The sequence below is a fragment of the Arthrobacter sp. Alg241-R88 genome, assembly GCF_900537115.1.
In the GTDB taxonomy this organism is placed as follows: Bacteria; Actinomycetota; Actinomycetes; order Actinomycetales; family Micrococcaceae; genus Arthrobacter.
Genome location: NZ_UNRG01000002.1, coordinates 455,087 through 477,711, shown reverse-complemented (window position 1 = coordinate 477,711; position 22,625 = coordinate 455,087). Strand labels below are relative to the sequence as shown.

Genomic DNA, 22,625 nt, shown 5'->3' with positions numbered 1-22,625 from the left:
ATGACTTCGAACGTGACCGCCGTCAGCTATGGCCTGAATGTGACCCCAACCGGGCTGGAGCAGCTGCGTTCCGTCCTCACCGGACAAGGGGCTGCCCTGCTGTCCGAAACGGACCGTGGTGACGAGCGGTACCAGGTGCACGTGGCCGAACTTCAGCTTTCGGACGCCACTGCGGCCGGGATGGCTGCCCTCCGTCACGCCGTCGCCGAGGCGTCGATCGCCGGACTGGACACCGCGCTGGTCCCCAACGGCCTCCGCTCGGCAGAACGCAAACTCCTGATCATGGACGTGGATTCCACCCTGATCCAGCAGGAGGTCATCGAACTCCTCGCCGCCTACGCCGGGAAGCGCGAAGAGGTGGCTGCTGTCACCGAAGCTGCCATGCGCGGCGAGCTGGACTTCACCCAGAGCCTCCACGCCCGGGTGCAGGTGCTCGCGGGGCTGCCGGCCGACGTCGTGCATTCCGTCCGTGAAGAGGTGAAACTCAGCGAGGGGGCCGCCGAACTCGTGGCGGCTTTCAAGGCCGCGGGCCATGTGGTGGCCGTGGTGTCGGGCGGGTTCAACCAAATCCTGGAGCCGATAGCCGCTGAGCTGGGGCTGGACTACTGGCAGGCGAATGAGCTGGAGATCGTCGACGGCGCCCTGACCGGCAAGGTGCTGGGCGCAGTGGTGGACCGGGCGGCAAAGGAAAAGTACCTGCGTGAATGGGCGGCCACCGAGGGCATCGCCATGGAACACACCGTGGCCGTGGGCGACGGCGCCAACGACCTTGACATGCTTGGCGCCGCCGGGATCGGCGTCGCGTTCAACGCGAAGCCTGCCGTGCGCGCCGTGGCCGACGCCGCCGTCAACATGCCGTACCTCGACGCCGTCCGCCACGTGGCAGGCGTTTAGTCCGCTTAAGCGCGATAGGCCCACACCATCAGGATTCCTTGACGGTGTGGGCCTATCCGGCATTCAGGGGCCTAGCTGGGCTGGCCCGCGCCCTTGCCGAAGTAGTCGGCGCCGCCGGCGTATTCGGTGTGGCCGGACTCGACGTCGGCGGTAGCCATGCCGGCCACCACCTCCGCGAACTCTTCCACGGAGTAGAGCTTTCCGGCTTCGGCCCGGCGCGCTTCGATGGCACCGGGGGTGGAGCGGTCAAGGAGCGTTGCGGTGACCGTGCCCTCGATCATGTCGCCGGACACAACCACCAGGGTGATGCCCTTTTCGGCGAGGCTGGGGATGAGTTCCCGCAGTGCATCCTCCCCGGCACGCTTGCTGCGGGCCACGGGCTCGTAGGCCTCCATGGTGGGCACGGTGTTGATGAAGTGGGCCTGGTGGCTGGTAACGAACACCACGCGGGAGCCTTCCTTCATTAGGGGTACGGCTGCGTTGAGCATGTTGACCTGGGCGTCGCGGTTCAGTTTGAGCGCGTAGTCCTCGCCCATGCCGGTTTCCATGCCGCCGGAGGCGTTGAGCACCAGGATGTCCAGCGTTCCGAAGTTTTCCATGGCGGCGGAGGCCAAGGCCTGGACGCCTTCCTGGGTGGTGAGGTCCGCGCCAACGGCCACGGCACGCCCGCCGGCGGCTTCAATTCCCTGCACTACCTTGTTGGCGCGCGGCGCCTTCTGGCGGTAATTAACCACGACGGCGGCACCCTGGCCGGCGAGGATCTTGGCTACGTCAGCCCCGATGCCGCGCGATGATCCGGTGACGATGGCGGTCTTGTTGTCCAGCAGTCCCATACGAGCTCCCTTTGTTCGAAACGTCTAAATCGCTGAAGGTCTGCAGTCCATCATGCCAGCGGCCGCTCCCGATCCGCTTGTGTGACCCCCACAAATAAGGTGGCGACGGCTTAGTTGGGGCGGTCCGCGCCCGGGCGCCAGGACCGGTGAAACGCGCCGTCCGAAAGAGTGACCCGGCGTAGGCTCGGCCTATGGAAAAGCAGGCGGGCGCGTCCGGTGCCGCTTCCACTCCGGAGCAGGTTTTCAGCGGTTCGCCGGAAGGGCTGCAGATCTGCGCGGCCGTCCAGCGCGTCATAGCTCATCAGGCCACGGTCCGGACCACCACCAGCCAGGTGGCTTTTCGGAACCGGCGCGGGTTCGCCTATGTCTGGAACCCGCGCCGATACCTGATGACCAACGTTCCGGCGGTGCTGTCCATCGCCCTGCCACGGCGCCTGGAATCCGGCCGGTTCAAGGAGATCATCCATCCGTCCCCTGGTGTCTGGATGCATCACCTGGAACTGAACGGCGTGGACGAGGTTGACGGCGAGGTGGCAGATTGGCTGGCGGAGGCGTTTACGGCCGCCGGTGATGGTGCTGCTGTCCCGCTACCGGGTCAGTGGCCCATGCCCAGGCCGCCGTCCACGGGAATGACAGCGCCCGAGATGTAGGCGGCTTCCTCGCTGGAAATCCAGCGGACCACGTTGGCAACCTCTGTGGCCTCGGCAAATCGGCCTGCCGGGATGCTGGACAGGTAGTCCTTCTGGGTGGCTTCCGGAAGTTCAGCGGTCATGTCCGTGTTGATGAAGCCGGGGGCCACCACATTCGCGGTGATGCCGCGTGAACCCAGTTCGCGGGTCAGTGAACGGGCAATGCCCACCAGGCCGGCCTTCGAAGCGGAGTAGTTGATCTGGCCGGGGGCGCCGTACAGGCCGGAGACCGAAGAGATCAGGACCACGCGGCCCTTGCGCAGGCGGATCATGCCCTTGGAGGCGCGCTTGATGACCCGGAACGCGCCAGTGAGGTTGGTGTCGATGACGGACGTGAAGTCGTCTTCGCTCATGCGCAGCAGCAGGGTGTCCTTGGTGATACCGGCGTTCGCCACCAGGACTTCCACCGGCCCGTGGGCTGCTTCCACTTCCTTGAAGGCGGCATCCACGGACGCCTCATCGGTGACGTCGGCCTTCACACCCAGGATTCCCTCCGGCAGCTTGGACTCGCTGCGGTAGGTCACGGCCACCTTGTCCCCGTTGGCCAGGAACGCTTCGGCGATGGCCAGGCCGATGCCGCGGTTGCCGCCCGTGATGAGGACGCTGCGGGGGGCGGTGGCTGCTTCAGTCATGGAAAAGGCTCCGGATTTCTGCGGCAGTGGGCCGCTGTAGAAGAGGGGTGATTTGGCTGACTTCGATCTTAGCGTCAGGCCCGGGCCTGGTTTGGGTGCCACTGCCGTTGGTGAGAGAATTGACGTAAGCCTTTGGAGCGTGATCAATCACCGTGACCCTTGAAAACCATGCGGGACAATCCGCGCCTGGAGAACCCGAGCGGTTCTCCGGCGATTCGGAAGTCCACAGCATCACGGATGCCGCGGGAGGCCATTCCGAGGACATGCACCAGCGCATGGTCAAATACGCGCTGGCCATGGGAATCCGCATGGTGTGCCTGATCCTGATCTTTGTGGTGGACGGCTGGCTTAAGATCGTTATGGTTGCCGGAGCAGTGTTCCTGCCCTGGATTGCGGTTGTTATAGCCAATGGCAACGACAAGGCCGAGGGCCACAGCGACCTGCTGCTGGATTCTGCCCCGCTGGCCGAGATTGAGAGCCCGCCCGCTCCCACACCGGATGACGGGCATGGCAGCGAGGTCCTTCAGGGCGAGTTGATTGATGACGACGACGAAACACCATCCGGGCAGGAGCGAAGGGCATCATGAGTATTTTTGACTTCGCAGCGGGAACCGATCCCACCGTGGCGGAAGCCGCTGCCATTTGCTCCCGGAAGGCGTGCCGGGCCCAGGCATCCTGGCAGCTCCAGTGGAACAACCCCAAGATCCACTCCCCCGAGCGCCGCAAGACCTGGCTGGCCTGTGCAGACCACCGGGACTGGCTGGAGGATTACCTCCAGACCCGCGGGCTGTGGAAGGAAACTCTGCCGCTTGCGGGCCAGGGCGTATCCGGTGCCTTGGAGCAGGACAGCTGAATGTACCGTTTCCTTTTCTCCAGCAAGTGGCTGGGATACCTCCTGCTGGCTGCCATCTTTGCGTCCGCCTGCGTTTTCCTGGGCCGCTGGCAGATGGACCGGCGCGCGGAGACCCTGGCCGAAATCAACCGTGTGGTGACCAACTACTCCGCCACGCCCATCCCCTTCTCTGATGCCAAGGAACAGTTCAGCAACCGGCTGGACCCTGCCATGGAGTGGACGCAGGTAGAGCTGAAAGGCTCGTACCTGGCGGATGAGCAGCGCGTCGTCCGGAACCGGCCGATGAACGGCCAGCCAGGCTATGAAGTGGTTGTCCCGTTCCGCCTCATCACGGGCGAAACCGTCGTGGTTGACCGCGGATGGCTGCCCATCGGCAACAAGAATCCGGGCAGCCCTGATTCGGTGCCCGAACCTCCTGCAGGTGAAGTGACCGCCGTCGTGCGTTTGAAGCATCCTGAGCCGGAACTGCAGCGTGGTGCGCCCGAAGGCCAGCTGGCTTCCATCGACCTCGCCGCCTATTCGGCCCAGCTCGGGCACCCCCTGCTCACCGGGGCGTACGGCCAGCTCGCCTCAGAGACGCCGCCTGCCGCCGAGATGCCACTGCCGTTCCCGAAGCCCTCCACCGAGGAGGGCACGCACCTGTCCTACTCGCTGCAGTGGTTCGCGTTCGGCGTGCTGATGTTTGTCGGCTTCGGCTACGCAGCCCGCCAGCAGGCCCGCAACGCAGCGATCGACGCCGAGGACGACGACGAAAGCACGGACGAATCGCTCGCCTCGGGCAGCCCCATCCACTCGGCTGCCGCGGCAGCCCGCCGCCGTCCGCCAACTCCCCGTAAGCGGAAGAAAGCAACATCCGAGGAAGAGGAAGATGCACTCCTGGACGCCCAGGGTTACTGACGCATGACGGAGTACGACGGCGGCCCGGTCGGCCGGGTGAGCTTGGCGTTAGTACGCTCCGGCCTTGGCGACACTGTGCGGACCTTTTCGGCCGGCGTCCCGACAGCAGCCGCGGCGGCGGAGGCTTTGGGATGCGACCTAGCGGCAATCACCAACAGCCTGATCTTCGACCTCAACGGAGAACCCCTGCTGATCCTTGCCAGCGGCGCAGCCCGCGTGGACACAAAGCTGGTGGCTGAGCAGTTGGGTGAAGGCCGAATCCGCCGGGCTTCCCCCGACTTCGTCCTGAAGCACACCAGCCAGCATGTAGGCGGAGTAGCCCCAGTTGGCCACCCCGAAAAGATAAGGACCCTCCTGGACAAGTCGCTCCAGAAGCACGAGCTCCTCTGGGCAGGAGCAGGCGACCACAACTCAATGTTCAGCATCACCTACCGGCAGCTTCAAGAAATAACCGAAGCGCTGGAACTGAAGGTGCGTTGAAGCGTAAGGCTTCAGAGGCACGAGCGAAGCGGCGTAGGTGATTTATGTAGCGTGCGTCAAAGGCGACGAAGGAGCCAGCACGCGGGAAATCACCTGCGCCGCGGAGCGGACGTAAGGCAGGCAGCGAGACGGCTCAAGCCAGCGTAATCAGGTCCAGGTAGTCTTCGTTCCAGTGGTCCTCGACGCCGTCGGGCAGCAGGACGACGCGCTCGGGGTTGAGGGCTTCGACCGCCCCTTCGTCGTGGCTTACCAGGACGACGGCGCCGCTGTAGTTCTTGAGGGCGCCCAGGATCTCTGCGCGGCTGGCGGGGTCGAGGTTGTTGGTGGGCTCGTCCAGGAGCAGGACGTTGGCGCTGGATGCCACGATGGTGGCCAGGGCCAGGCGGGTCTTCTCGCCGCCGGAAAGCACGCCGGCGGGCTTGTCGACGTCGTCCCCGGAGAACAGGAAGGAGCCCAGGATGCCGCGCACCTCCGCGTCCTTCATGTCGGGAGCAGCGGACCGCATGTTTTCCAGGACGGTGCGGTCGACGTCGAGAGTCTCATGTTCCTGGGCGTAGTAGCCCACCTTCAGGCCGTGCCCGGCGATCACGTCACCGGTGTCGGGCTTGTCCACACCGGCCAACATGCGCAGGAGGGTGGTCTTGCCCGCGCCGTTGAGGCCGAGGATAACAACCTTGGAGCCGCGGTCGATGGCAAGGTCCACATCGGTAAAGATCTCCAGTGAACCGTACGACTTGCTGAGGCCCTCGGCTGTCAGCGGAGTCCTGCCGCAGGGTGACGGGTCCGGGAAGCGCAAGGCTGCTACGCGGTCCTGCTCGCGGACGGCCTCGAGTCCGCTCAGCAGGCGTTCGGCGCGCTTGGCCATGTTCTGTGCTGCGACGGCCTTGGTGGCCTTGGCGCGCATCTTGTTGGCCTGGTCAAAGAGGACCTGGGCCTTCTTCTCAGCGTTGGCACGTTCCCGCTTCCGGGCACGCTCGTCGGTTTCGCGCTGGGTGAGGTATCGCTTCCAATCCATGTTGTAGAAGTCGATCTGGGCGCGGTTGGCATCGAGCAGGAAGACCTTGTTGACGGTGGCTTCGAGCAGTTCGGTGTCGTGGCTGATAACGATCAATCCGCCCTGGTGGTTTTTCAGGAAGTCGCGAAGCCAGGCGATGGAATCGGCGTCAAGATGGTTGGTGGGCTCATCGAGGAGCATGGTCTCGGCATCCGAGTAAAGAATCCGCGCGAGCTCCACGCGGCGCCGCTGGCCACCGGAGAGGGTCTTGAGCGGCTGGTTCAGCAGACGGTCCGGCAGCGCAAGGTTGGAGCAGATTGCCGCCGCCTCGGCTTCGGCTGCATAGCCGCCCGCCGCCAGGAACTCGGACTCGAGCCGGTCGTAGCGGTTCATCGCCTTGCGCTGGACAGCAGCGTCTTCGCTGGCCATCTCTTCGTGGGCCAGGCGGAGCTTGCCGACGGCGATGTCCAGGCCCCGGACGGACAGGATCCGGTCCCGCGCAAGCTGCTCCATGTCCGGGGTGCGGGGATCCTGGGGCAGGTAGCCGATCTCGCCGGTGCGGGTGACTTTGCCGGCAGCAGGGAGCCCCTCCCCTGCGAGAACCCGGGTCAGCGTGGTCTTCCCGGCGCCGTTGCGGCCCACCAGTCCGATCTTGTCTCCCTTGTCGATGCGGAAGCTCACCTGGTCCATCAGGAGCCGGGCGCCGGCGCGCAGTTCAAGATCCTGGACAGTAATCACAGCAGGTAAAGCCTTTCACAGAGGGATAAGCCGCAGCCCAGAGCGTCTGTGGTGGGCGTGGGCGGCAATGGCCGGAGAACGGCCCATCCAAGTCTACCGTCCGCGCCTGCGCTGCAGAACCGCAGGACGGGTGGGGATTGTACGGTTCCGGCTGCCGGGCGGGGATCGCGGTTTGCACCTGCACCATGTCGGGCAGGGAAACGAAGAACTGCCATACTCTGACAATGGCCGTCTACTTTGAGTGCACAACGCGGACAAGCATGCCCAGGCTGGAGCTGTTTGACCTTGCCCGGAGCGTCGACGCCCATAAGGAATCGATGGCGGAGTCCCGTGAGGAAGCCATTGCCGGTGTGACTACCGGCCTCATCTCGCTGGGCGACGAAGTAACGTGGCGGGCCTGGCATTTCGGCCTTCCGCTAAGGATGACAAGCCGGATCACCGAGCTGCAGTCGCCCAATTATTTTGTGGATGAGCAGGTTCGGGGACCGTTTCGGCGGTTCCGGCACGTGCACGAATTCAGGGAAGATCCTGCCGGAACCACAATGGTGGACCGGATCGAGTTCGAGACCCCCTTCGGACTCATAGGTCGCCTTATCGAAAGACTGGTCCTTGCCCGCTACCTCCGGAAGCTCATCGAGGGACGGAACCGTCACCTGGCCGGTGCTCACACTCGCGGGCTTTAGCTGCGCGAACTTGATAATGATCATGCCCAGGGCAGGCCCTTGAGCTGGGTGAAGAGGCGGTCGACATCCCACGCGGCTGTTGTGTTGGCCATGGCAACCAGGGCCAGCCGGTCCTTAGGGTAGATGCGCATGGCGTTCCAGAAGCCACCACCGGTCCCGTAGTGTTCGACGAATGCAGGGCTGCGCGTGGCATCCGCCGGTTTGCGGAACCATCCGATGCCGTGGTCGAATCGCTTGCCGAAGGCGTGGATAGTCCGCATCTCCTCGATGTCGCCCTGTCCCAGAACCGGGTGCGGGTCCGTAGCCGCGGCGGCATGGGCTGCGGCCAGCCGGGAGGCGTCGGCAGCAGTGCCGAGGAGGCCACCGTACGCGGCGCCGTTCACCACGAACGGGTTCAGGCTGGTGTAGGGACCCACCTGCGGCCCCACCACCCCTTTCGGCAGAATCCGGACCAGCACCGGCCGAAGGAGAGGTGCCATGCGCACATATCCCACCGCGCGGGGAGCCGCGCTGTTATAGCCGTATCCGGTCCTGGTCATGCCCAACGGGTCGAGCACCAGTTCCTGGACGCATTCCTCCACCGGGCGTCCAGCGGCGGCCTCCATAACCTCGCCCGCCAGCAGGTAACCGATGTTGGAGTAGGCTGCCCGGCTGCCAACCGTTGTGTGTGGTGCCCCGTGCTTGCGGACTATGCGGGCCAGCCGGTTTGGGACTGCCGCGTGATGTTCGGGGCGGACCCACCGCACCGGCAGGGGGTTGCCCAGTCCCGCAGTGTGGGTGAGGAGCTGCCTCGTGGTGGGGTGACCGTGCCGCGGGTGTGGGCGGTAGCCACGGAGATAGGTGCCAATCGGGGCCTCAAGGTCGAGGAGTCCGTCGGCGTGCAGCCTCATTGCGGCGGTGGCGGTGGCGATTTTGGTCATGGAGAACCACAAGTACTGGTCCTCGGGCCGCGCCTGACGATGTCCTGCGAGATCGGCGTATCCAACGGCGCCTGCGTAAAGGACCTCGTCCGGTGTGGCCACTGCAATGGAAATTCCTGGGATGTTCGCGGCGGAAGCAATTTCCTGGGCGATGGCCCGGACCCGTTCGGCGTGCAGTTGGCGGGGCTGCCCGCCCGGCTCCGGAGACGGCTGGTCAGCAGTATTCATGACTCAGAGTGGCAGCCAGGGCACCGTTGCACCAGTGGTTTCGGACCCAACCGGTGAACTGAATGACATTGCCGCAACACCCCTGCAGAACCGCATCGAGACACCCTCCTAGCTGCCCCCAAGGTTTCCGCAGGTGGTTGCCAGCAGGATGATCCCAATCCGCAAATACAGGGAGATGACATGACTTCTCAACCAGGCCATTTCACTAGTCGAAGCCTAAGTCGCCGCCAGTTCGGATTGGTGCTGAGTGGTGGCGCTTTCCTGCTGCTGGCCGGCGGTACCTATGGCATTGCCGGGCGGAGCCGGGAGAACACAACCACGAGCGTGGCCACGGCGTTTGGATCCCTGGCAATTGTTCGGGCCGGACGCCTTGCCCGACTCGATGCCCAGGGACAACCAGCTTTCAAGACCTTGGCGGCCGCTGCCTCGCGACTGAATGCCGGCGGCGGCACCGGAGGCGACATGCGGATTCGGCGTGTCAGTAGCACAACGCAGCCCAGCCCCGACGTTCACGGCCACGACGACGGGACGTTGGGAGGCGCGGCGGGGCCGGAACCGTTGAACCTCACCTGGGCCGACGTCGTACTGCTCGAGGTGCAACTTCAGAATGCCGGGGCGGTGCCAGTGCTTTTCAGCCCGGGCCAGCTCCGGCTAAAGCTGGGTTCATCGGTTGTAACAGTCACGCCGCGGGATTCCGACCGGGACCCCGGCCCGATAGCACCGCACAGCTCGGAGCACCTATTGATCAGCTACCTGGCGCCGCGTGAGTCCCCAGAGCTGGCGCTGGACTACTCCGACGAGCAGCAGGACCGGACCTACCGGCTGGCGCTCCCGTCCCTCACAACGAACGAGGTTCGGTCATGAGCATCTTGGACTTCCATATCAATGAGGGGTATGTGCCGATGGTGGACGGTTCCCTGGTCTACCACCGGGGCTTCGGCGAGCGCCGCTCCATCGTGTCGGACGTCAGTCCGTCCCTGTCCATGGGCCCGCGGGTCTTCACGGCTGCCGGAGACGTCGTGGCAAGCCGGACTTATCCCCTCACCGCTCCGCCGCCTCCGCACGGCAGGCCAGCCCCGCTGCAGCCCGACCCGGCAAATCCCGGACAGTATCTGGTGAGGAAGGAATACTGGGCCAGCTACTTTCCGGACCGGACCCTCGTTGCAGAAACAGGAAGCAAAATCCGGATTATGGTGCACAACCATCTTTCGCAGGAACACGAACTCCGGTTCCATATCGCCCCGGCGGGCGGGGATAAGGGCACGGGCGCCATAGCTCCCGGAGCATCAACTCTCCTTGAGTTCGAAGCGCCCCCACCTGGAACCTATCTGTTCTCGGACCCGGGCAACGAACCCGTGGAACGGACCCTTGGCCTCTACGGGGCGCTGGTGGTCATAGACCCGGCCAACGCCTGGCGGCTCTTCCCCGGCGGGACCGAGTTCGAACGGCAATGGCTGTGGCTGTGCCATGACGTGGATCCTAACTGGGCCCGCATCGCTTCCCGCGGCCAAACGGTCAATCCCGCCTCTACACCGGCCGTGCCACGGTACTTCACACTTAACGGGTACTCCGGCTTCCAGTCGCTGGCAGTTACCACCAATGAAGAATTCAACGAACTCCGGGAACAGGACACTCTGCCCTCAGGCCACCCGCGCGAAACCGATGTGCGCAACTTCAGCGCCTCGCCGTCCCTAGGTGGCGTCCGCACCGGCCAGCTGATGAGGATGGTCAACGCCGGCATCGTGGACCACCAACTGCACTACCATGGCAACCACGTCTGGACTGTGCGGGCCAACGGCTATGACTTCCCCCGAAGCGGTGGATCGGTCAGCGCGGAGGGTGACGTGCTCCTGCAGCACTGGGAGGACACCGTACAGCTGGAACCGATGGACCGAAAGGAGTCGCTTCTGCCCGTCCGGCGCCCGCCGGAGGTGTTGGATCCAGTGTGGGACGCCCGAACCGAGGACTGGAAGTATCCGATGCACTGCCATGCGGAGCCCTCGCAGACCGCGGCCGGCGGACTCTACCCGGGCGGTCTTGTCGCTGACTGGGTACTGGCCGCCGGCGCGATCCCCGAGCCGGGGCTCCCGGGCACCGTGTCAGGCGGCCATCACCAGTACCGGAGCCAGGTGGAGTTCGCCTCGGACCAGCCTCATGAGGGAAGCCCGGAAACTGAGTTCCGCCAGCGCCCGGACGTCAGCATGGTGTTCGATTTCTTTAACCGGAAATTGAAGGTGCCGAACGGCCCCGAAATCGAGTTTTGGAGTTTCGAGGACGAGAGATCGGGACGGGGGCTTCCCGGACCGCTGTTGCGGCTGACGGAGGGCCAGCTGTTCCATGGCACTGTGGAACCGAGCAAGAGGGTGCACACCATCCACTGGCACGGCATTGAACCCGACCCCCGGAACGACGGCGTGGGCCACACTTCCTTCGAGGTCACCGGGGAATACACCTACCAGTGGAGGCCGGAGGTGGGCGTACCCGGGAACCCCAACCGCGGCTCTGCCGGGACCTATTTCTACCACTGCCACGTCAACACACCCCTGCACGTCCAAATGGGAATGTTCGGGCCCATCATCGTTGATCCGCGGGTCAGCTCCACAGCCCCGCCGCCGAAAGGAACCCGCCGCCACTCGACGGACGGCCCGCTGTACGACATCGCCACCGAGACGTTGATTGCCCCCTATTCGATCGACCCGCGTTGGCACGAGCTGAACCATGCAGCCGGGTTGTCCGGGGACGACGCAGGCCTTAACCGTTTCGAACCCAAACACTTCGTTCTCCTCGGCGGCACGGTCCCCACCCGGCCCAGAGGGGACCGAATATGGGCGATCAGCGCGATGCGCGCGAACGTCCCCAGGCCCGGCTACGAGCCCACCCTCGTCCGCATGGTGAATGTGGACTACTTTCCCACCCTTACGCGGTTTCTCGACGCTGCGGGCAATCCGGCTGAGATCGCCGAACTTATCGCCCACGATGGGCGCCCCTTCTGGAATACCCCCAACCCGGCCGGTCCGGCGGTTCAGCCCTCACTGGCCGGCCAGCCGCTGGTCACCAGCGTCCTCAAGTCGGGTGCGGCCGAGAAGTTTGACTTCCTGCTGCGCCCGCAGGCTGCAGGACGATACACCATCGCGGTTGACTTCCTGCACTGGGTCACGGGGCAGGTTCTGGCGACCCGGACCGTGACCGTCACCGCTTTTTGAACGTTCCAGATCCATGTAACGCTAGTCGCATGGATCTGGACGTGGTGCCCGGGCTCACGATTCCCGCGTCGGAGCTCGACTGGCGGTTTTCGCGTTCGTCCGGGCCAGGCGGTCAGCACGTAAACACTTCGGACAGCCGCGTCGAACTCTCGTGGGACGTCAGGGAATCATCTGCGCTGTCAGACAGCCAACGGCTGATCCTGCTGACGCGTCTCGGACCACACCTCATCGGCGGGGTCGTCACGGTGTCCGCTTCCGAGCGGCGCTCGCAGCTGCGCAACCGCGAGATCGCCCTGGCCAAGCTCGCCGACCTTGTGGCAGGGGGCCTTGCTCCTGCTGCACCCGGCCGCCGGGCAACCAAACCTACCCGCGGTTCTGACCGCCGCCGCCTCGTCGCCAAGAAACTGCGGTCAACAACCAAACAGCAACGCAAGCGGCCGTCCGCCGATTAGCGGACGGGCGCTGAAGACATTGCGGAACCGAAGGCGTAACCGGGACCCAGGGAAATAGCGGTTCGCCGCCAGCGCAAGATGCCGTGGGCTTAACCGGCCTCGGCATCTTTGGCACCTTGGGAGAATGAAGTCATGGAATTCAACCGGCTGCTGCAGATCCGCCGCATCTATGCGCAGCCTGCTGCCCTGGAGCTGCCCCGGGGCAAGGAGATCGTCGAACGCTGGCCGGACGCCGACGTCGTGCTTGTGGAAAACCACTGGAACATCCCGGAGGTGCACGGCGATGAAACGAACGTGCCGCGCTGGTCCCGCATCAAGACCGAGGCGCTGGTCCTCGGCGTCAAGAAGGCGCTGACCGTCAAGCCGAACGGCCGGTCAGCGGATTTCATCGCCCCCTCCACCGCGAACGGCTGCGCCATGGCATGCGCTTACTGCTACGTGCCCCGGCACAAGGGGTACAGCAACCCGGTGACCGTGTTTGCGAACATCGAGCAGATTGCCGGGGCACTTGAGCGCCACGCCACACGGCAGGGCATGAAGCTGGAGCCCAACCAGTGCGACCCAGAATTGTGGGTCTACGACATCGGTGAAAACAGTGACTGCTCCGTCGACGCGCTGATCAGTGACAACGTGGAGGATCTCGTCAGGCTTTTCGGCGGCCTGCCCACAGCCAAGCTGTCCTTTGCCACCAAGTACGTGAACCCGGCGATGCTCGGCTGGGACCACGGCGGCCACACCAGGATCCGCTTCTCCCTTATGCCTGCTGACCTGGCGAAGTCGGTGGACGTCCGGACCTCACCGGTGGCTGAACGCATGGCTGCAATCAACGAATTCGTTGATGCCGGGTACGAGGTGCACGTGAACTTTTCCCCCGTCATCGTTACCGACACCTGGCTCAGCGATTGGGAGGACCTGCTGCGCCAGCTCGATGCCACCCTGACGGATGCCGCAAAAGCCCAGCTCGCGGCGGAAGTCATCTTCCTGACCCACAACGCGCGGCTCCACGAGGTCAACCTGGGGTGGCATCCGCAGGCCGAGAACGTGCTGTGGCGTCCGGACCTGCAGGAAGCGAAGGTCTCCTCCAACGGCTTCACCAACGTCCGCTACCGTTCAGGAACCAAAGGACACTACGTGCGGCAACTGACGGCGCTCATTGAGCAGATCGCGCCATACTGCCGGATCCGCTACGCGTTCTGAGGAGCAAAGTCAGCTCCCGACGACGTCACGGCACCCTGACAGGTCTCCTCCCGCTTGCGGGACCGCACCGCAGCCCCTGCCGGAGTGGCGCTGTCGGCGGCCCGACAGGATGGCCCTCCCCTGCCGGGGCCCGACGCGCCGCGCTAAACTGGACCAATCATGATCGGTGCCCGAACCCGTCTTCTCGCCTGGCTCCTCGCCTTGGCGGCCTTCCTCGCGGGTTGTGTGCCCGCGATCGGCCTCGATGACGCCGATACCGACCGTCCGGCCCCGGCTTCCTCGGCACCTTCAGCCGCCGTCGACGTCGCCCTCCCGCCTCAGGCGGCCCCCACCCCCACTCCGACGGCGGTTCCCGCGCCACCCCCTGTGCCCCAGCCCTTCGCCCTCAACCTCTACCAGGAGGGGGACTTCGTGCCGCAGCACACCTTCGACTGGTGTGTTGCAGCGAGCATCCAGATAGTTCACAACCTGATAGACGACACCGGCGGCGGCACGTGGGGCGACCCTACCCACCAAGGCGAACTCTGGGAGATGGCCCGCGCTCGATCGTCCAACTCGTTCAACGGCGCGAATCCCTTGGGCTGGGCGCAGGTCCTGACCGAAGTTGGGATGGGGCCGTACTCCGTTGTCAGCGTCCCCGATTATGAGGACGCGCTTCAGACGGCGGCCCGCGCCATCGCTGACACCGGCCGGCCGGTAGGGCTGGTCATGTGGAGCGGCCGCCACGCGTGGGTGATGAGTGGCTTCGAGTCACTCGGAGATCCGAAGCAGTTCCCGGAGTTTTCGGTCACCGGCATCCGCGTCCTGGATCCGCTCTACCCGCACGGCAGCGGGCAGTGGGGTCCGTCGCCCGCGCCCAACAGCCTGCTCACCCCCGAGCAGTTGGCGACGCAGTTCGTGATCCGCGAGCCGCGGCGCTGGAGCACCGAGTTGCCAGCCGGCTACATGCTGGTGCTGCCGCAAGCCTAGGCCTGTTCACGGCTTCGCGCCCCGTGGGCTGCGCCCGGTTTGGCCGCGATATCTTCGACTGCCCGCGTCAGTGCCGCCATGGACGAAGGGCCGCCATGCCCCTCATCCTCTATGACGACGAGGCGGCTTGATTCCCAACGCCGGTGCAGCTGCCAGGCTGTAACGACGGGGCTGCTGATGTCACGCCGGCCATGAATTAGGTAACCGGCGATGCCGTTGAGCTCGTGAATCCGCGGGAGAATCTCTCGTCCGTCGACCAGAAACCCGTCCCTGGCCCAGTAGTGCGTCACCAGAAGAGCGAACGTCATACGCTCCCGCTCGTCTTCAAACAGGGGGCCAGGAAGCCAGCTGGGGTCCAAAGATATATGCGTGGACTCCCAACGGTCCCAGGCCAGGGCAGCCAGGCGGGCGTCGTCGCGATCCTGGCCGGCCAACCGGCGAGCGTACGCCTCGACCACTCGTTCACCGGGGACTGCCTTGGCAGCTTCCGCAAAGTCGGCCCAAGCTTCAGGAAAGATGCGTCCCACATCCTCTGTGATCCATTGGATCTCTTCCCGGCTGCTTGTTGTCACCGCCACCAAAGCGATACCCAACACCCGACCCGGATGTTCCAAGGCATAGGCGAGGGCAAGCGTGCTGCCCCAGGAAACACCGGTGACTATCCACTTTTCGATGCCCAGGTGCTCCCTGACCGCCTCAATGTCTTCGATCAGAGTTTGCGTGGTGTTCTCCGACAGGTGGTCAAGGTCGTCCTGCGCAGCGGGTGTGCTCTTGCCACAACCGCGCTGGTCCAATCCGATGGTGCGGAATCGGTTGTGGTCGTGGCGTTGACGGTAGCCGCCTCGACCAAGGGAACCCCCAGGGCCGCCGTGCAGGTAAAGGACTGGAATGCCGGCAGGTTCGCCCGTTGCTTCCCAATAAATTTTGGCATTGGGCACGGTCACCCAGCCGGATTCTGTCGTTGTTTGTTCGCCCGTCACCCATCCCACAGTATTCGACGTTTCCCTTGACAGGCCTACAGCCAGGGGACTCTTATCGAGTACCAATGTGAAAAGAGAGGGGGTGGCGGCTATGCCTGCCATCCAAACTACCTCGGCGAAGGAATCCCGCCTCCGGACAGGAGCCGCTCTCATGGCGCTTGCCGGGCTGGCTTTCGTGGGGTACGCCGCCGTCTTCCTGGTATCCAACTTCACGGGCGCTTTCCTTGAGCTGGGGATTGGCCCCGATCAGGTGGACAAGGGGAAAGCTGAGGTCGAGGCGTTCAGCCCGGAGCTGTACCACTACATCAGCCATCTGCACATCGCGCTGAGCGGCTTCATCGCTGCCACAGGGCTGGCCATCGCAGGCTTGTCCTGGTACGGGGTGCGGAGAGGAGTACGTTGGGCTTTCACCACAGCTGTGTTCGTCCCGACCGTCGGACTCGCAGTAGCCCTCCCGGCGCATTACCCGTGGGGCCTGGCCACGCTGGGACATCTCGGCCCGGTCTACCTCGCGGTGCTCATTTTCCTAGCAGGAGTCGTGGCAGCCTACAGCGGAATGCGAAGCCCTGCGGTGAATCCTAACTGACCCACGTGCGAGTGCAGCTGCAGCAGGCGTAGTCAGCGGTAACGATCCGGGGACGGATGCCCCGCTTTTCGGGCGGTGCCGTGCATGCAGGACAACAATGTGTACATGAAGCTCCCCTACAGGCTTCCCACAAGAATGAAGCAGTTGTTCTTCGCCCTTGTGTTTGGTGCTGCCCTGCTAGCCCCTGCAGGCGCCTGCTCCTCACGCTTCCCTGATGAGGCAACCGGCGGCGGGCCCCCTTGCCTTCCGCCTTCCTATTCGGTGAGTCCAACAAGCGCCAGGCCCGGCGAGAAAGTGACAGTCGCAGCACCCGCAGCCGACTGCAACCCGCGGTACGGCGGCACTGCCCGGATTGCAGTGGGTGTCACCGATGCACGCGGCAACAAAGTCATCAACGCAACGGCTCCAATGACTGATTCCGGTGAATTTACGTATACGTTCACAGTGCCCGAAGAAATAGCGGTTGGCCAGGCGACGGTGACTGCAATGCCGCACAATATCGACTGGTGCGACGACACCGGCAGAAACAACCGTGCAGAAGGACCTGTGAACTTCGAGCGTGCCTCGTGTGCAGAGCCGGTGAAGGCCCTCACAATCACGCCTTGACCCGCCGATACTCATTCAACTGAACTTTCCAGCGGTGCAGGGCCGTTCCTTCATACTTTTGCTTGTCCGCGGTTCATTGAGGGCAGAGAATGGTCCTGATTCCCGTGTCAGCGGCTCAGCGCTTCTTCGGCACGTGGCGGCATGCGCTGCGGTGCCTTCCCTAACCGGAAAATCTGAACGGCGGTATTGCTGATGAGCTCGCCTGGTGCTCGTGGCGCTCCCCTGTCCCTCATCAAACATCATCCGGTGGCAGCCTTCGTGCTCATCGTCCTCCTGCTGTCCTGGACCGGCCAGATCCTGTCCCTCTTACTGTTGGGGGACATCCTGCCGGGAATCCTCGCCGAGCTGCTGATACTGCTGGGAACGGCCATCCTGGTCACAGGCGTCGCAGACGGCAGACCCGCGGTCCGCGAGCTGTTCCGCCGGGCTTTCCGTTGGAGGGTGGCCCCGGCCTGGTACGTGGCAGCACTGCTGGGCCTTCCCGCGCTAACGGTGCTCATTGCTGCAGCCACCGGAACGTTCCACCCGCCCGCCGGTGGCTGGGGGCTGTTGCTAGGCAACTATCTGCTGAACACCCTGATCATCGGTGCCCTCTTGGGCAACATCTGGGAAGAGCTCGCCTGGACCGGCGTGGTGCAGGACCGGATCATGGACCGGCGCGGACCGGTTACTGCCGCCCTGCTGACCGCCATCCCGTTCGCACTCATCCACTTGCCGTTCGCCTTTGCCGAGAGGGGCTTCTCCGGCACGCCCTGGAGCGACGTGGCAATCTCCTGGCTGGTCCTGTTCCTTTTTGCCCCGTTCTTCCGCTTACTCATGGGAATCGCCTACCTGGGAACGGGGTACAGCCTGTTCATCGTGGGGCTGCTGCACGCTTCCTTCAACGCCTCAATGTCAACCAAGCTGGACGTATTCGACGGCGAGTGGCAGCAGATCGCCGCCCTGATCCTCCTGTTGGGAGTGGTTGCCGCAGCCAACGCCTTCCGCGCCTCCCGCCTTAAGCGGGCACCTGCCGGTGGGGACCCCGACGTCCGCACAGCACAGCATCCCGCCGCCGGCCTAGGGCGAACCTCTGCGACGGACGGCGATAGCCCACAAGCCCCCGCCTGACGGACGCACTGACTTTCCCTGTGGCGTGTGAGCTAGGAGGAGGGATCGGCGTTGCGTTTCGTCGTCGGCCGGTAGCCGGCGAGTTCGGCGCGGACGTCGCCCTCCTCGTGGCTGCCCTTCTTTTTGCCGAAGGGCAGCGCTTTGAGCAGCGGATGCACGATTGCCATGACGACGATGCCCCAAGCGAGCCCGACAACGGCTGAGCACAAGGTGTTCACGAGCCAGGCCAGGAAGCTGCCAACCACTGCGATCCCGGCGAAGGGGTGCTCGAGGACATGGACCAGGTCATACGGTCCGTGCCAGCCGAGGTCGTAGGCCCCCTGCAGCATGATGTGGCCGCCAACCCACAGCATGGCGATGGTTCCGATGAATGTGATCGCCGCCAGCACGGCGGGCATCCCCTTGACCAGCAGTTCGCCGAAGCGCTTGGCGCCCGCTGAATCTTTGGCGGCAAGGTGCAGGCCGATGTCGTCCATCTTGACGATCAGTCCGACGGCACCGTACACGAGCACCGTGATCACCAGGGCCACGACCACCAGGATAATTGCCCGGGACAGCAGGGAATCTGCGGCCACCTCGTTCATGGCGATGACCATGATCTCGCAGGACAGGATGAAGTCCGTGGTGATCGCGCCCTTGATGACCTTGGCCTCAGCCTCGGGGCCGCGTTCAACCGCCGGCGCATCTTCCTCCGCGGTGTGGTGGCCGCGGAGTTTGTGCCAGACCTTTTCGGCGCCCTCGTAGCAAAGGTAGGTGCCGCCCAGCATGAGGATGAACGGAATGGCCCAGGGGACGAAGGCGCTGACCAGCAGCAGTGCCGGCAAGATGATCAACAGCTTGTTCCGGAGCGATCCCCAGAAGATCTTCTTGATCATCGGCAGTTCGCGGGACGGGTCCGCCCCGGAGACGTACTGCGGGGTGACGGCGGCGTCGTCGATCACCACGCCGGCGGCCTTGGCCCCCGCCTTGGCGGCCCCGGCAGCGACGTCGTCCACTGAGGCGGCCGCTATGCGGGCCAGGGCTGCGACGTCGTCCAGCAGGGCGACGAGACCGCCGCTCACAGACCGCTCCCGCACTGCGCAAGGATGGACAGCTGGGCGTGGAAGCCTCGTTTGCGGCGCGTAATCAGCATGCTCAGATTATACGGTGGCGGGCAGTCCGCGACGGGCACTGGCACTGGCAAGCCCCGGGCGTCGCTCGCCCCTGAACTGGCTCGCGGGGCTTGTTTAATCAGGTCCCGCCCGTCACTGGAGGTAACTGATCGGCCTTGGTAGGTTTCGACACCTGCCCATCAAACTTGGGAATGTCGGTATCGCTGTTCGCGACCTCGAAGCAGCAATCGCCTTTTCCACCGACCTCGGGCTTACGGTCGTGGGCCGTGACACGGTCAGCGGGGAATGGACTGACCCTGCCGTTGGACTTGATGCTGCAGACCCCGGACGGCTACGGTCGGCTTGAGCTCTTTGAATACATCCACCCCAAAGCGACCGAGTCGGAGCCAACCCGTCCCAACGATATAGGCATGCATAGTATGGCCTTCTCGGTCGACGACATCGACAAGGCCCTTGACGAAGCTGCAAAGCACGGGTGTCGTCCGATGCGTGGCGTGGCAACCTACGGCGAGCTCTATAAGCTCACGTACCTCCGCGGTCCCAGCGGAATCCTGGTGATGGTCGCCGAAAAACTGAAACAAGACTGACCCGGGTCCAGGCGAGGAGCCCTGATCGGACAGGCATGTCACGCTCAGCGGGAGGCTAATCGGACAGGTCATACGGGCTGTACGCCAGGCGACGGTGAGTTGCTGTGGACTCCTACCCCCTTAGGCAGAAATACGCCATCCCGAGTACGCCTCGGTAGCCCTCTTCATAAGCAGCGCGCTGTTCCTCATATTGCCGACGGACCTGGTCTGCGGCGGGATGGTCGACATCATGTGCTTCTAGCCACCGGGTAAACCTGTCGCGATATCCGGCCTCGAAGACGTCCCACTCCAGAACGCTTGCATGGTCGTCGTCCACCACCTCGAAACCAGCGGCGCGGATCTGCTCGCGTAACGCATCTGCTGTTAGGTACTCGTCATCACGTCCAGCCAGAGGGGCGATAGCAGCCGGATGAGGTGTTGCTGACCAGATCGCCTCGCCGTAGACGAGTCGGCCGCCGGGGAGCACCAGAGCTCGAAGGGCGTGCAGGGCTGCGGCGTAGTCGAGCGGCTGCGCGTCCTCTACCGACGGCCCCCAGATCTGGCTCGCGCCGATGCAGATGACAGCGTCTGCGGGGCGATCCTGGGCTTCTACCCCAGGCATCAAATCAAACGTCGCTCTATTGAGCAGCCCACGAGTCAATGCTTGTTGCCTCGCTCGGTCGATGGATGCGGAGGCACTGTCCACTCCGCGTCCCCGTGCCTGCGGGGCCGACGCCAAAACCCGAAGTAGTAGTTCGCCCCATCCGCACCCCATGTCCAGAACCTCAGCCGGCGCCGGGTCGGAAAGGAATGCCACAAGGTGAGCGGCACGTTCCTCGGAGAGCGGGGTGAGCCAGGTTAGGGACTTATATAGGGGCGGCAGTTCAAGCAAAGTATCGTCGGTCATTCAAATGATGTTCTCACGATTCATAGAAGTGACTGCTTGGGATATCCGCTTGTCCGGCAATGGATCCAGCGGAGGAACCTTCTTCGGGTCCGATGTCTGGCTACGTCGTAAATTCTTCCACCGATCTCGACGATGCTGAGGTGTTGTCTCTTTACGAATCTGTGGGTTGGTCTGCTTATACGAGGGATCCGGGGCTGCTCTTTAGCGCGATCCTAGGTTCCTCGCTTGTCGTATGCGCCCGGTCTGCGGTGAGCTGGCTGGTCTGGTACGGGCAATTTCTGACGACGCGACGATTTGCTATTTGCAGGACATCTTGTGAAGCCAGCGTTCCAGAAAGAGGGAGTGGGGGGCTTTGCTTTCCCGCGTCCTGGAGAAATACCAGCATGTCCGGCAAACCGTTCTAATCACAGATGACGAACCAAGGCAGCGATCGTTTTACGAAGCTCTGGGCTTCACCGACGGCGCGGACTTGGACCTGAACCGATTCGCGTCTTTGCAGGGAAAAGCACAAGGGTCATCAAGACCGTGGTGGATGGGGCGGATTTCGGCGCGATCCTAGACAGCGGTAGATTCAAAGGAGAGCAAGCCTGAGAGAGCCAGGGAGGAATCCATCATGGTAGATGAGCATTTCAATGCTGGTTCAACACCAGAAGGTCCCGGAGGTCTGACTGAGAGAGACCTGCGCCTGGGTAAGCGAGCGGTGAGGCTCAAGACGCAGTTGTGTGCTTTTGCATTTTTGGTTTGTGTGGGAATCGCAATCTTCGTCTTCTTGAGCGTTCCGATCGATACGCGGATGCCTTACGAGGGGAGGTTCAATCGGAGCGGAGCGGGAATTCCCGTGCCTGCTGCAATGCTTCCATCGCTAATCCTGCTATTTCTGCTATGGCGTTCAGGAGCCAAGCCAGATTCGCATCACATGGGAAAAGGATCGCGAATAGCGTATTACATTCTTGCTCCAGTCATGATTTTAGGGTGCGTGGTTGGGCAATGGACCTTCGCCAGGTCCATTTTGGAAGCTAGTGGGTTTTTTGCTGGCTGACGACGTCACGTCGTAGCCGAGCCCGGTGTGCGTGAGCCGGCGCGAAAGGCTGCGGCTCAAAGCGAGTTGGCAAAGCCCGTAGGACTCGTCCATGAGCAGCACGAGACAACCGTCGAAGCCGTCCGGCACGTAATCATCTCCGCAGTTGCAGAAGTACGGTCTGTCGCACAAACGGAGCAGGACAAGCATCGGAACCACGCTGCAGACTCGCCCGATGGACAGTTCGCCGGCGTCAGGGACCGGCGCGTTCTCCGTGGGGCACTTCGGATGCTCTCGGCAGTCTCTACCGAGGCGGCATGGGTTCAGCCCAAGATGTCGGCACCTCAGCATCCTCTCAGGCTGTCAGAAGACTGTATCGAGCACTGCCGGAAGGGCCGTTCTGGTTCCTCCGCAACTCGTGACACACACCCACGGTGGCCAACGGCATGCCCCAGAGTCGTAAAGGTGCTCGTCTCGAAACGCTAGGGTTTCGAGGCGCCGAGGCTTCGAGACAGCCGGAGTGGGAATGCTGAACGAACACTTGAAGCGAACCCGACGCGCAGGGACAGCGATGTCTCTCTGGGTGCAGCGCGGTACTTATGCCCAGGGAGTAGTGCCTCCCGTAGGCAGCGTAGGCTTCAGAAATGCTCAAGGAGATCAGCAACGACGGAAAGGTACTTGGGGTGACCGTTTTGGATATCCAAGACTTGCCCGGTGAGGAGTCCGTCGTTGTCCTGCTGAATTACATGGAGATGGGAAATGGCCCCGTTCGCAATCTCGTAAAGCTTCGCCACTGCGGGGAGACTGTGTGGGTAGCGGACCTTCCGGATACAGGCCCTCGGGAGTGCTACGTATCGATGGACTTGTCGGGTGCCGGCCAAGTTTTCGCCAACACCTGGAATGGGTACCGCGTTGCTATCGACTCGGAGACAGGCAGAGTACTCGGTAGCAAGTTCACCAAATAGTCCCCGTTTAGATGGCTGAGTTGGATTCCCTGCAGGGATCCAGGTGACGAACCCTAAAGGGGCCCGTGCCCTTCTCAGACCGCACATCGGCGGCAAAGTTCTTGGGCGAAGGT

At 63.7% G+C, this 22,625-nt stretch carries 24 protein-coding genes and 1 pseudogene; 18 read left to right on the top strand and 7 right to left on the bottom strand.

Annotation, left to right across the window (positions count from 1 at the left end; all coding sequences use genetic code 11):
* Positions 1–894, top strand: coding sequence for a phosphoserine phosphatase SerB (gene serB, locus G6R19_RS06995; protein ID WP_163163651.1), 894 nt, complete (start codon positions 1–3; stop codon positions 892–894).
* Between the two features lie 71 nt (positions 895–965).
* On the opposite strand, the gene G6R19_RS06990 is transcribed toward serB, so the two are convergent.
* Positions 966–1,727, bottom strand: a complete 762-nt coding sequence (locus G6R19_RS06990; protein WP_163163649.1) for an SDR family oxidoreductase — start codon at positions 1,725–1,727, stop codon at positions 966–968.
* Positions 1,728–1,918: 191 nt separating this feature from the next.
* Between G6R19_RS06990 and G6R19_RS06985 the strand changes: the two genes are divergently transcribed.
* On the top strand, positions 1,919–2,377 hold the full coding sequence (locus G6R19_RS06985; RefSeq protein WP_205484287.1) for a DUF5655 domain-containing protein: 459 nt from the start codon (positions 1,919–1,921) through the stop codon (positions 2,375–2,377).
* Here G6R19_RS06985 and G6R19_RS06980 read toward each other — a convergent pair.
* Positions 2,323–3,048 carry a beta-ketoacyl-ACP reductase gene (locus tag G6R19_RS06980; RefSeq protein ID WP_163163647.1) on the bottom strand — a complete coding sequence of 242 codons (726 nt, stop codon included), beginning with the start codon at positions 3,046–3,048 and terminating at the stop codon, positions 2,323–2,325. The two genes, G6R19_RS06985 and G6R19_RS06980, sit on opposite strands and share 55 nt — an antisense overlap.
* Positions 3,049–3,200: 152 nt before the next feature.
* Between G6R19_RS06980 and G6R19_RS06975 the strand changes: the two genes are divergently transcribed.
* Genes G6R19_RS06975 through G6R19_RS06960 form a run of 4 tightly spaced genes read left to right on the top strand, consistent with a single transcriptional unit; the run spans position 3,201 to position 5,278 of the window.
* Positions 3,201–3,635, top strand: coding sequence for a DUF3099 domain-containing protein (locus G6R19_RS06975; RefSeq protein ID WP_163163645.1), 435 nt, complete (start codon positions 3,201–3,203; stop codon positions 3,633–3,635).
* A complete protein-coding gene (locus tag G6R19_RS06970; protein WP_163163643.1) occupies positions 3,632–3,901 on the top strand; it encodes a hypothetical protein in 270 nt (89 codons plus the stop codon). The genes G6R19_RS06975 and G6R19_RS06970 overlap by 4 nt, the downstream gene beginning before the upstream one ends.
* Entirely contained in the window at positions 3,902–4,798 is an 897-nt protein-coding gene (locus tag G6R19_RS06965) for an SURF1 family protein (protein ID WP_163163641.1), read from the top strand.
* Positions 4,799–4,801: 3 nt separating this feature from the next.
* On the top strand, positions 4,802–5,278 hold the full coding sequence (locus tag G6R19_RS06960) for a YbaK/EbsC family protein (protein ID WP_163163639.1): 477 nt from the start codon (positions 4,802–4,804) through the stop codon (positions 5,276–5,278).
* 133 nt (positions 5,279–5,411) lie between these two features.
* Here the strand turns inward: G6R19_RS06960 and G6R19_RS06955 are convergent, their stop codons facing one another.
* Complete coding sequence (locus tag G6R19_RS06955) at positions 5,412–7,010, bottom strand: ABC-F family ATP-binding cassette domain-containing protein (RefSeq protein WP_163163637.1); 1,599 nt, start codon at positions 7,008–7,010, stop codon at positions 5,412–5,414.
* Positions 7,011–7,270: 260 nt separating this feature from the next.
* Between G6R19_RS06955 and G6R19_RS06950 the strand changes: the two genes are divergently transcribed.
* Complete coding sequence (locus G6R19_RS06950) at positions 7,271–7,693, top strand: SRPBCC family protein (protein WP_163163635.1); 423 nt, start codon at positions 7,271–7,273, stop codon at positions 7,691–7,693.
* A 20-nt stretch (positions 7,694–7,713) separates the two neighbouring features.
* Here the strand turns inward: G6R19_RS06950 and G6R19_RS06945 are convergent, their stop codons facing one another.
* On the bottom strand, positions 7,714–8,841 hold the full coding sequence (locus G6R19_RS06945) for a serine hydrolase domain-containing protein (protein ID WP_163163634.1): 1,128 nt from the start codon (positions 8,839–8,841) through the stop codon (positions 7,714–7,716).
* Between the two features lie 180 nt (positions 8,842–9,021).
* On the opposite strand from G6R19_RS06945, the gene G6R19_RS06940 reads away from it, so the two are divergent.
* The 5 genes from G6R19_RS06940 to G6R19_RS06920 all read left to right on the top strand — a co-directional run bounded on the left by G6R19_RS06940 (position 9,022) and on the right by G6R19_RS06920 (position 14,662).
* Positions 9,022–9,705 carry a hypothetical protein gene (locus tag G6R19_RS06940; protein ID WP_163163632.1) on the top strand — a complete coding sequence of 228 codons (684 nt, stop codon included), beginning with the start codon at positions 9,022–9,024 and terminating at the stop codon, positions 9,703–9,705.
* Positions 9,702–12,044: a multicopper oxidase domain-containing protein gene (locus G6R19_RS06935; RefSeq protein ID WP_163163630.1), complete on the top strand. Its 2,343-nt coding sequence runs from the start codon at positions 9,702–9,704 to the stop codon at positions 12,042–12,044. The genes G6R19_RS06940 and G6R19_RS06935 overlap by 4 nt, the downstream gene beginning before the upstream one ends.
* Before the next feature lie 29 nt (positions 12,045–12,073).
* Entirely contained in the window at positions 12,074–12,496 is a 423-nt protein-coding gene (gene arfB, locus G6R19_RS06930; RefSeq protein ID WP_163163628.1) for an alternative ribosome rescue aminoacyl-tRNA hydrolase ArfB, read from the top strand.
* A gap of 132 nt (positions 12,497–12,628) precedes the next feature.
* On the top strand, positions 12,629–13,693 hold the full coding sequence (locus G6R19_RS06925) for a spore photoproduct lyase family protein (protein WP_163163626.1): 1,065 nt from the start codon (positions 12,629–12,631) through the stop codon (positions 13,691–13,693).
* A 159-nt stretch (positions 13,694–13,852) separates the two neighbouring features.
* A complete protein-coding gene (locus G6R19_RS06920) occupies positions 13,853–14,662 on the top strand; it encodes a hypothetical protein (RefSeq protein ID WP_163163624.1) in 810 nt (269 codons plus the stop codon).
* Here G6R19_RS06920 and G6R19_RS06915 read toward each other — a convergent pair.
* Positions 14,659–15,606 carry an alpha/beta fold hydrolase gene (locus G6R19_RS06915; protein ID WP_240341788.1) on the bottom strand — a complete coding sequence of 316 codons (948 nt, stop codon included), beginning with the start codon at positions 15,604–15,606 and terminating at the stop codon, positions 14,659–14,661. The two genes, G6R19_RS06920 and G6R19_RS06915, sit on opposite strands and share 4 nt — an antisense overlap.
* 127 nt (positions 15,607–15,733) lie before the next feature.
* On the opposite strand from G6R19_RS06915, the gene G6R19_RS06910 reads away from it, so the two are divergent.
* The 3 genes from G6R19_RS06910 to G6R19_RS06900 all read left to right on the top strand — a co-directional run bounded on the left by G6R19_RS06910 (position 15,734) and on the right by G6R19_RS06900 (position 17,944).
* Positions 15,734–16,228: a hypothetical protein gene (locus G6R19_RS06910; protein WP_163163620.1), complete on the top strand. Its 495-nt coding sequence runs from the start codon at positions 15,734–15,736 to the stop codon at positions 16,226–16,228.
* Between the two features lie 105 nt (positions 16,229–16,333).
* Positions 16,334–16,834: a hypothetical protein gene (locus G6R19_RS20380; RefSeq protein WP_240341787.1), complete on the top strand. Its 501-nt coding sequence runs from the start codon at positions 16,334–16,336 to the stop codon at positions 16,832–16,834.
* A 246-nt stretch (positions 16,835–17,080) separates the two neighbouring features.
* The gene (locus G6R19_RS06900) at positions 17,081–17,944 is read left to right on the top strand and encodes a CPBP family intramembrane glutamic endopeptidase (protein ID WP_163163618.1); all 864 of its coding nucleotides are present in this window, start codon (positions 17,081–17,083) and stop codon (positions 17,942–17,944) included.
* Positions 17,945–17,976: 32 nt separating this feature from the next.
* Here G6R19_RS06900 and G6R19_RS06895 read toward each other — a convergent pair whose 3' ends face one another.
* Positions 17,977–19,005: a DUF808 domain-containing protein gene (locus G6R19_RS06895; protein ID WP_163163616.1), complete on the bottom strand. Its 1,029-nt coding sequence runs from the start codon at positions 19,003–19,005 to the stop codon at positions 17,977–17,979.
* A gap of 223 nt (positions 19,006–19,228) precedes the next feature.
* Between G6R19_RS06895 and G6R19_RS06890 the strand changes: the two are divergent.
* A pseudogene (locus G6R19_RS06890) lies at positions 19,229–19,643 on the top strand (VOC family protein).
* A 112-nt stretch (positions 19,644–19,755) separates the two neighbouring features.
* Here G6R19_RS06890 and G6R19_RS06885 read toward each other — a convergent pair.
* Positions 19,756–20,529 (bottom strand): class I SAM-dependent methyltransferase, encoded by a 774-nt coding sequence (locus G6R19_RS06885; RefSeq protein ID WP_163163614.1) that lies wholly within the window; start codon positions 20,527–20,529, stop codon positions 19,756–19,758.
* Positions 20,530–21,142: 613 nt separating this feature from the next.
* On the opposite strand from G6R19_RS06885, the gene G6R19_RS06880 reads away from it, so the two are divergent.
* Both G6R19_RS06880 and G6R19_RS06875 read left to right on the top strand, forming a co-directional pair.
* Positions 21,143–21,568: a hypothetical protein gene (locus tag G6R19_RS06880; RefSeq protein ID WP_163163612.1), complete on the top strand. Its 426-nt coding sequence runs from the start codon at positions 21,143–21,145 to the stop codon at positions 21,566–21,568.
* A gap of 623 nt (positions 21,569–22,191) precedes the next feature.
* Positions 22,192–22,512 (top strand): hypothetical protein, encoded by a 321-nt coding sequence (locus G6R19_RS06875; RefSeq protein WP_163163610.1) that lies wholly within the window; start codon positions 22,192–22,194, stop codon positions 22,510–22,512.
* The last annotated feature ends 113 nt before the right edge of the window (positions 22,513–22,625 follow it).

What these genes read in the sequence shown, in the direction of transcription:
- serB (WP_163163651.1), top strand. Translation starts at nt 1, where the DNA reads ATGACTTCGAACGTGACCGCCGTCAGCTATGGCCTGAATGTGACCCCA.
- G6R19_RS06990 (WP_163163649.1), bottom strand. Translation starts at nt 1,727, where the DNA reads ATGGGACTGCTGGACAACAAGACCGCCATCGTCACCGGATCATCGCGC.
- G6R19_RS06985 (WP_205484287.1), top strand. Translation starts at nt 1,919, where the DNA reads ATGGAAAAGCAGGCGGGCGCGTCCGGTGCCGCTTCCACTCCGGAGCAG.
- G6R19_RS06980 (WP_163163647.1), bottom strand. Translation starts at nt 3,048, where the DNA reads ATGACTGAAGCAGCCACCGCCCCCCGCAGCGTCCTCATCACGGGCGGC.
- G6R19_RS06970 (WP_163163643.1), top strand. Translation starts at nt 3,632, where the DNA reads ATGAGTATTTTTGACTTCGCAGCGGGAACCGATCCCACCGTGGCGGAA.
- G6R19_RS06965 (WP_163163641.1), top strand. Translation starts at nt 3,902, where the DNA reads ATGTACCGTTTCCTTTTCTCCAGCAAGTGGCTGGGATACCTCCTGCTG.
- G6R19_RS06960 (WP_163163639.1), top strand. Translation starts at nt 4,802, where the DNA reads ATGACGGAGTACGACGGCGGCCCGGTCGGCCGGGTGAGCTTGGCGTTA.
- G6R19_RS06950 (WP_163163635.1), top strand. Translation starts at nt 7,271, where the DNA reads ATGCCCAGGCTGGAGCTGTTTGACCTTGCCCGGAGCGTCGACGCCCAT.
- G6R19_RS06945 (WP_163163634.1), bottom strand. Translation starts at nt 8,841, where the DNA reads ATGAATACTGCTGACCAGCCGTCTCCGGAGCCGGGCGGGCAGCCCCGC.
- G6R19_RS06940 (WP_163163632.1), top strand. Translation starts at nt 9,022, where the DNA reads ATGACTTCTCAACCAGGCCATTTCACTAGTCGAAGCCTAAGTCGCCGC.
- G6R19_RS06935 (WP_163163630.1), top strand. Translation starts at nt 9,702, where the DNA reads ATGAGCATCTTGGACTTCCATATCAATGAGGGGTATGTGCCGATGGTG.
- arfB (WP_163163628.1), top strand. Translation starts at nt 12,074, where the DNA reads ATGGATCTGGACGTGGTGCCCGGGCTCACGATTCCCGCGTCGGAGCTC.
- G6R19_RS06925 (WP_163163626.1), top strand. Translation starts at nt 12,629, where the DNA reads ATGGAATTCAACCGGCTGCTGCAGATCCGCCGCATCTATGCGCAGCCT.
- G6R19_RS06920 (WP_163163624.1), top strand. Translation starts at nt 13,853, where the DNA reads ATGATCGGTGCCCGAACCCGTCTTCTCGCCTGGCTCCTCGCCTTGGCG.
- G6R19_RS06910 (WP_163163620.1), top strand. Translation starts at nt 15,734, where the DNA reads ATGCCTGCCATCCAAACTACCTCGGCGAAGGAATCCCGCCTCCGGACA.
- G6R19_RS20380 (WP_240341787.1), top strand. Translation starts at nt 16,334, where the DNA reads ATGAAGCTCCCCTACAGGCTTCCCACAAGAATGAAGCAGTTGTTCTTC.
- G6R19_RS06885 (WP_163163614.1), bottom strand. Translation starts at nt 20,529, where the DNA reads ATGACCGACGATACTTTGCTTGAACTGCCGCCCCTATATAAGTCCCTA.
- G6R19_RS06880 (WP_163163612.1), top strand. Translation starts at nt 21,143, where the DNA reads ATGGTAGATGAGCATTTCAATGCTGGTTCAACACCAGAAGGTCCCGGA.
- G6R19_RS06875 (WP_163163610.1), top strand. Translation starts at nt 22,192, where the DNA reads ATGCTCAAGGAGATCAGCAACGACGGAAAGGTACTTGGGGTGACCGTT.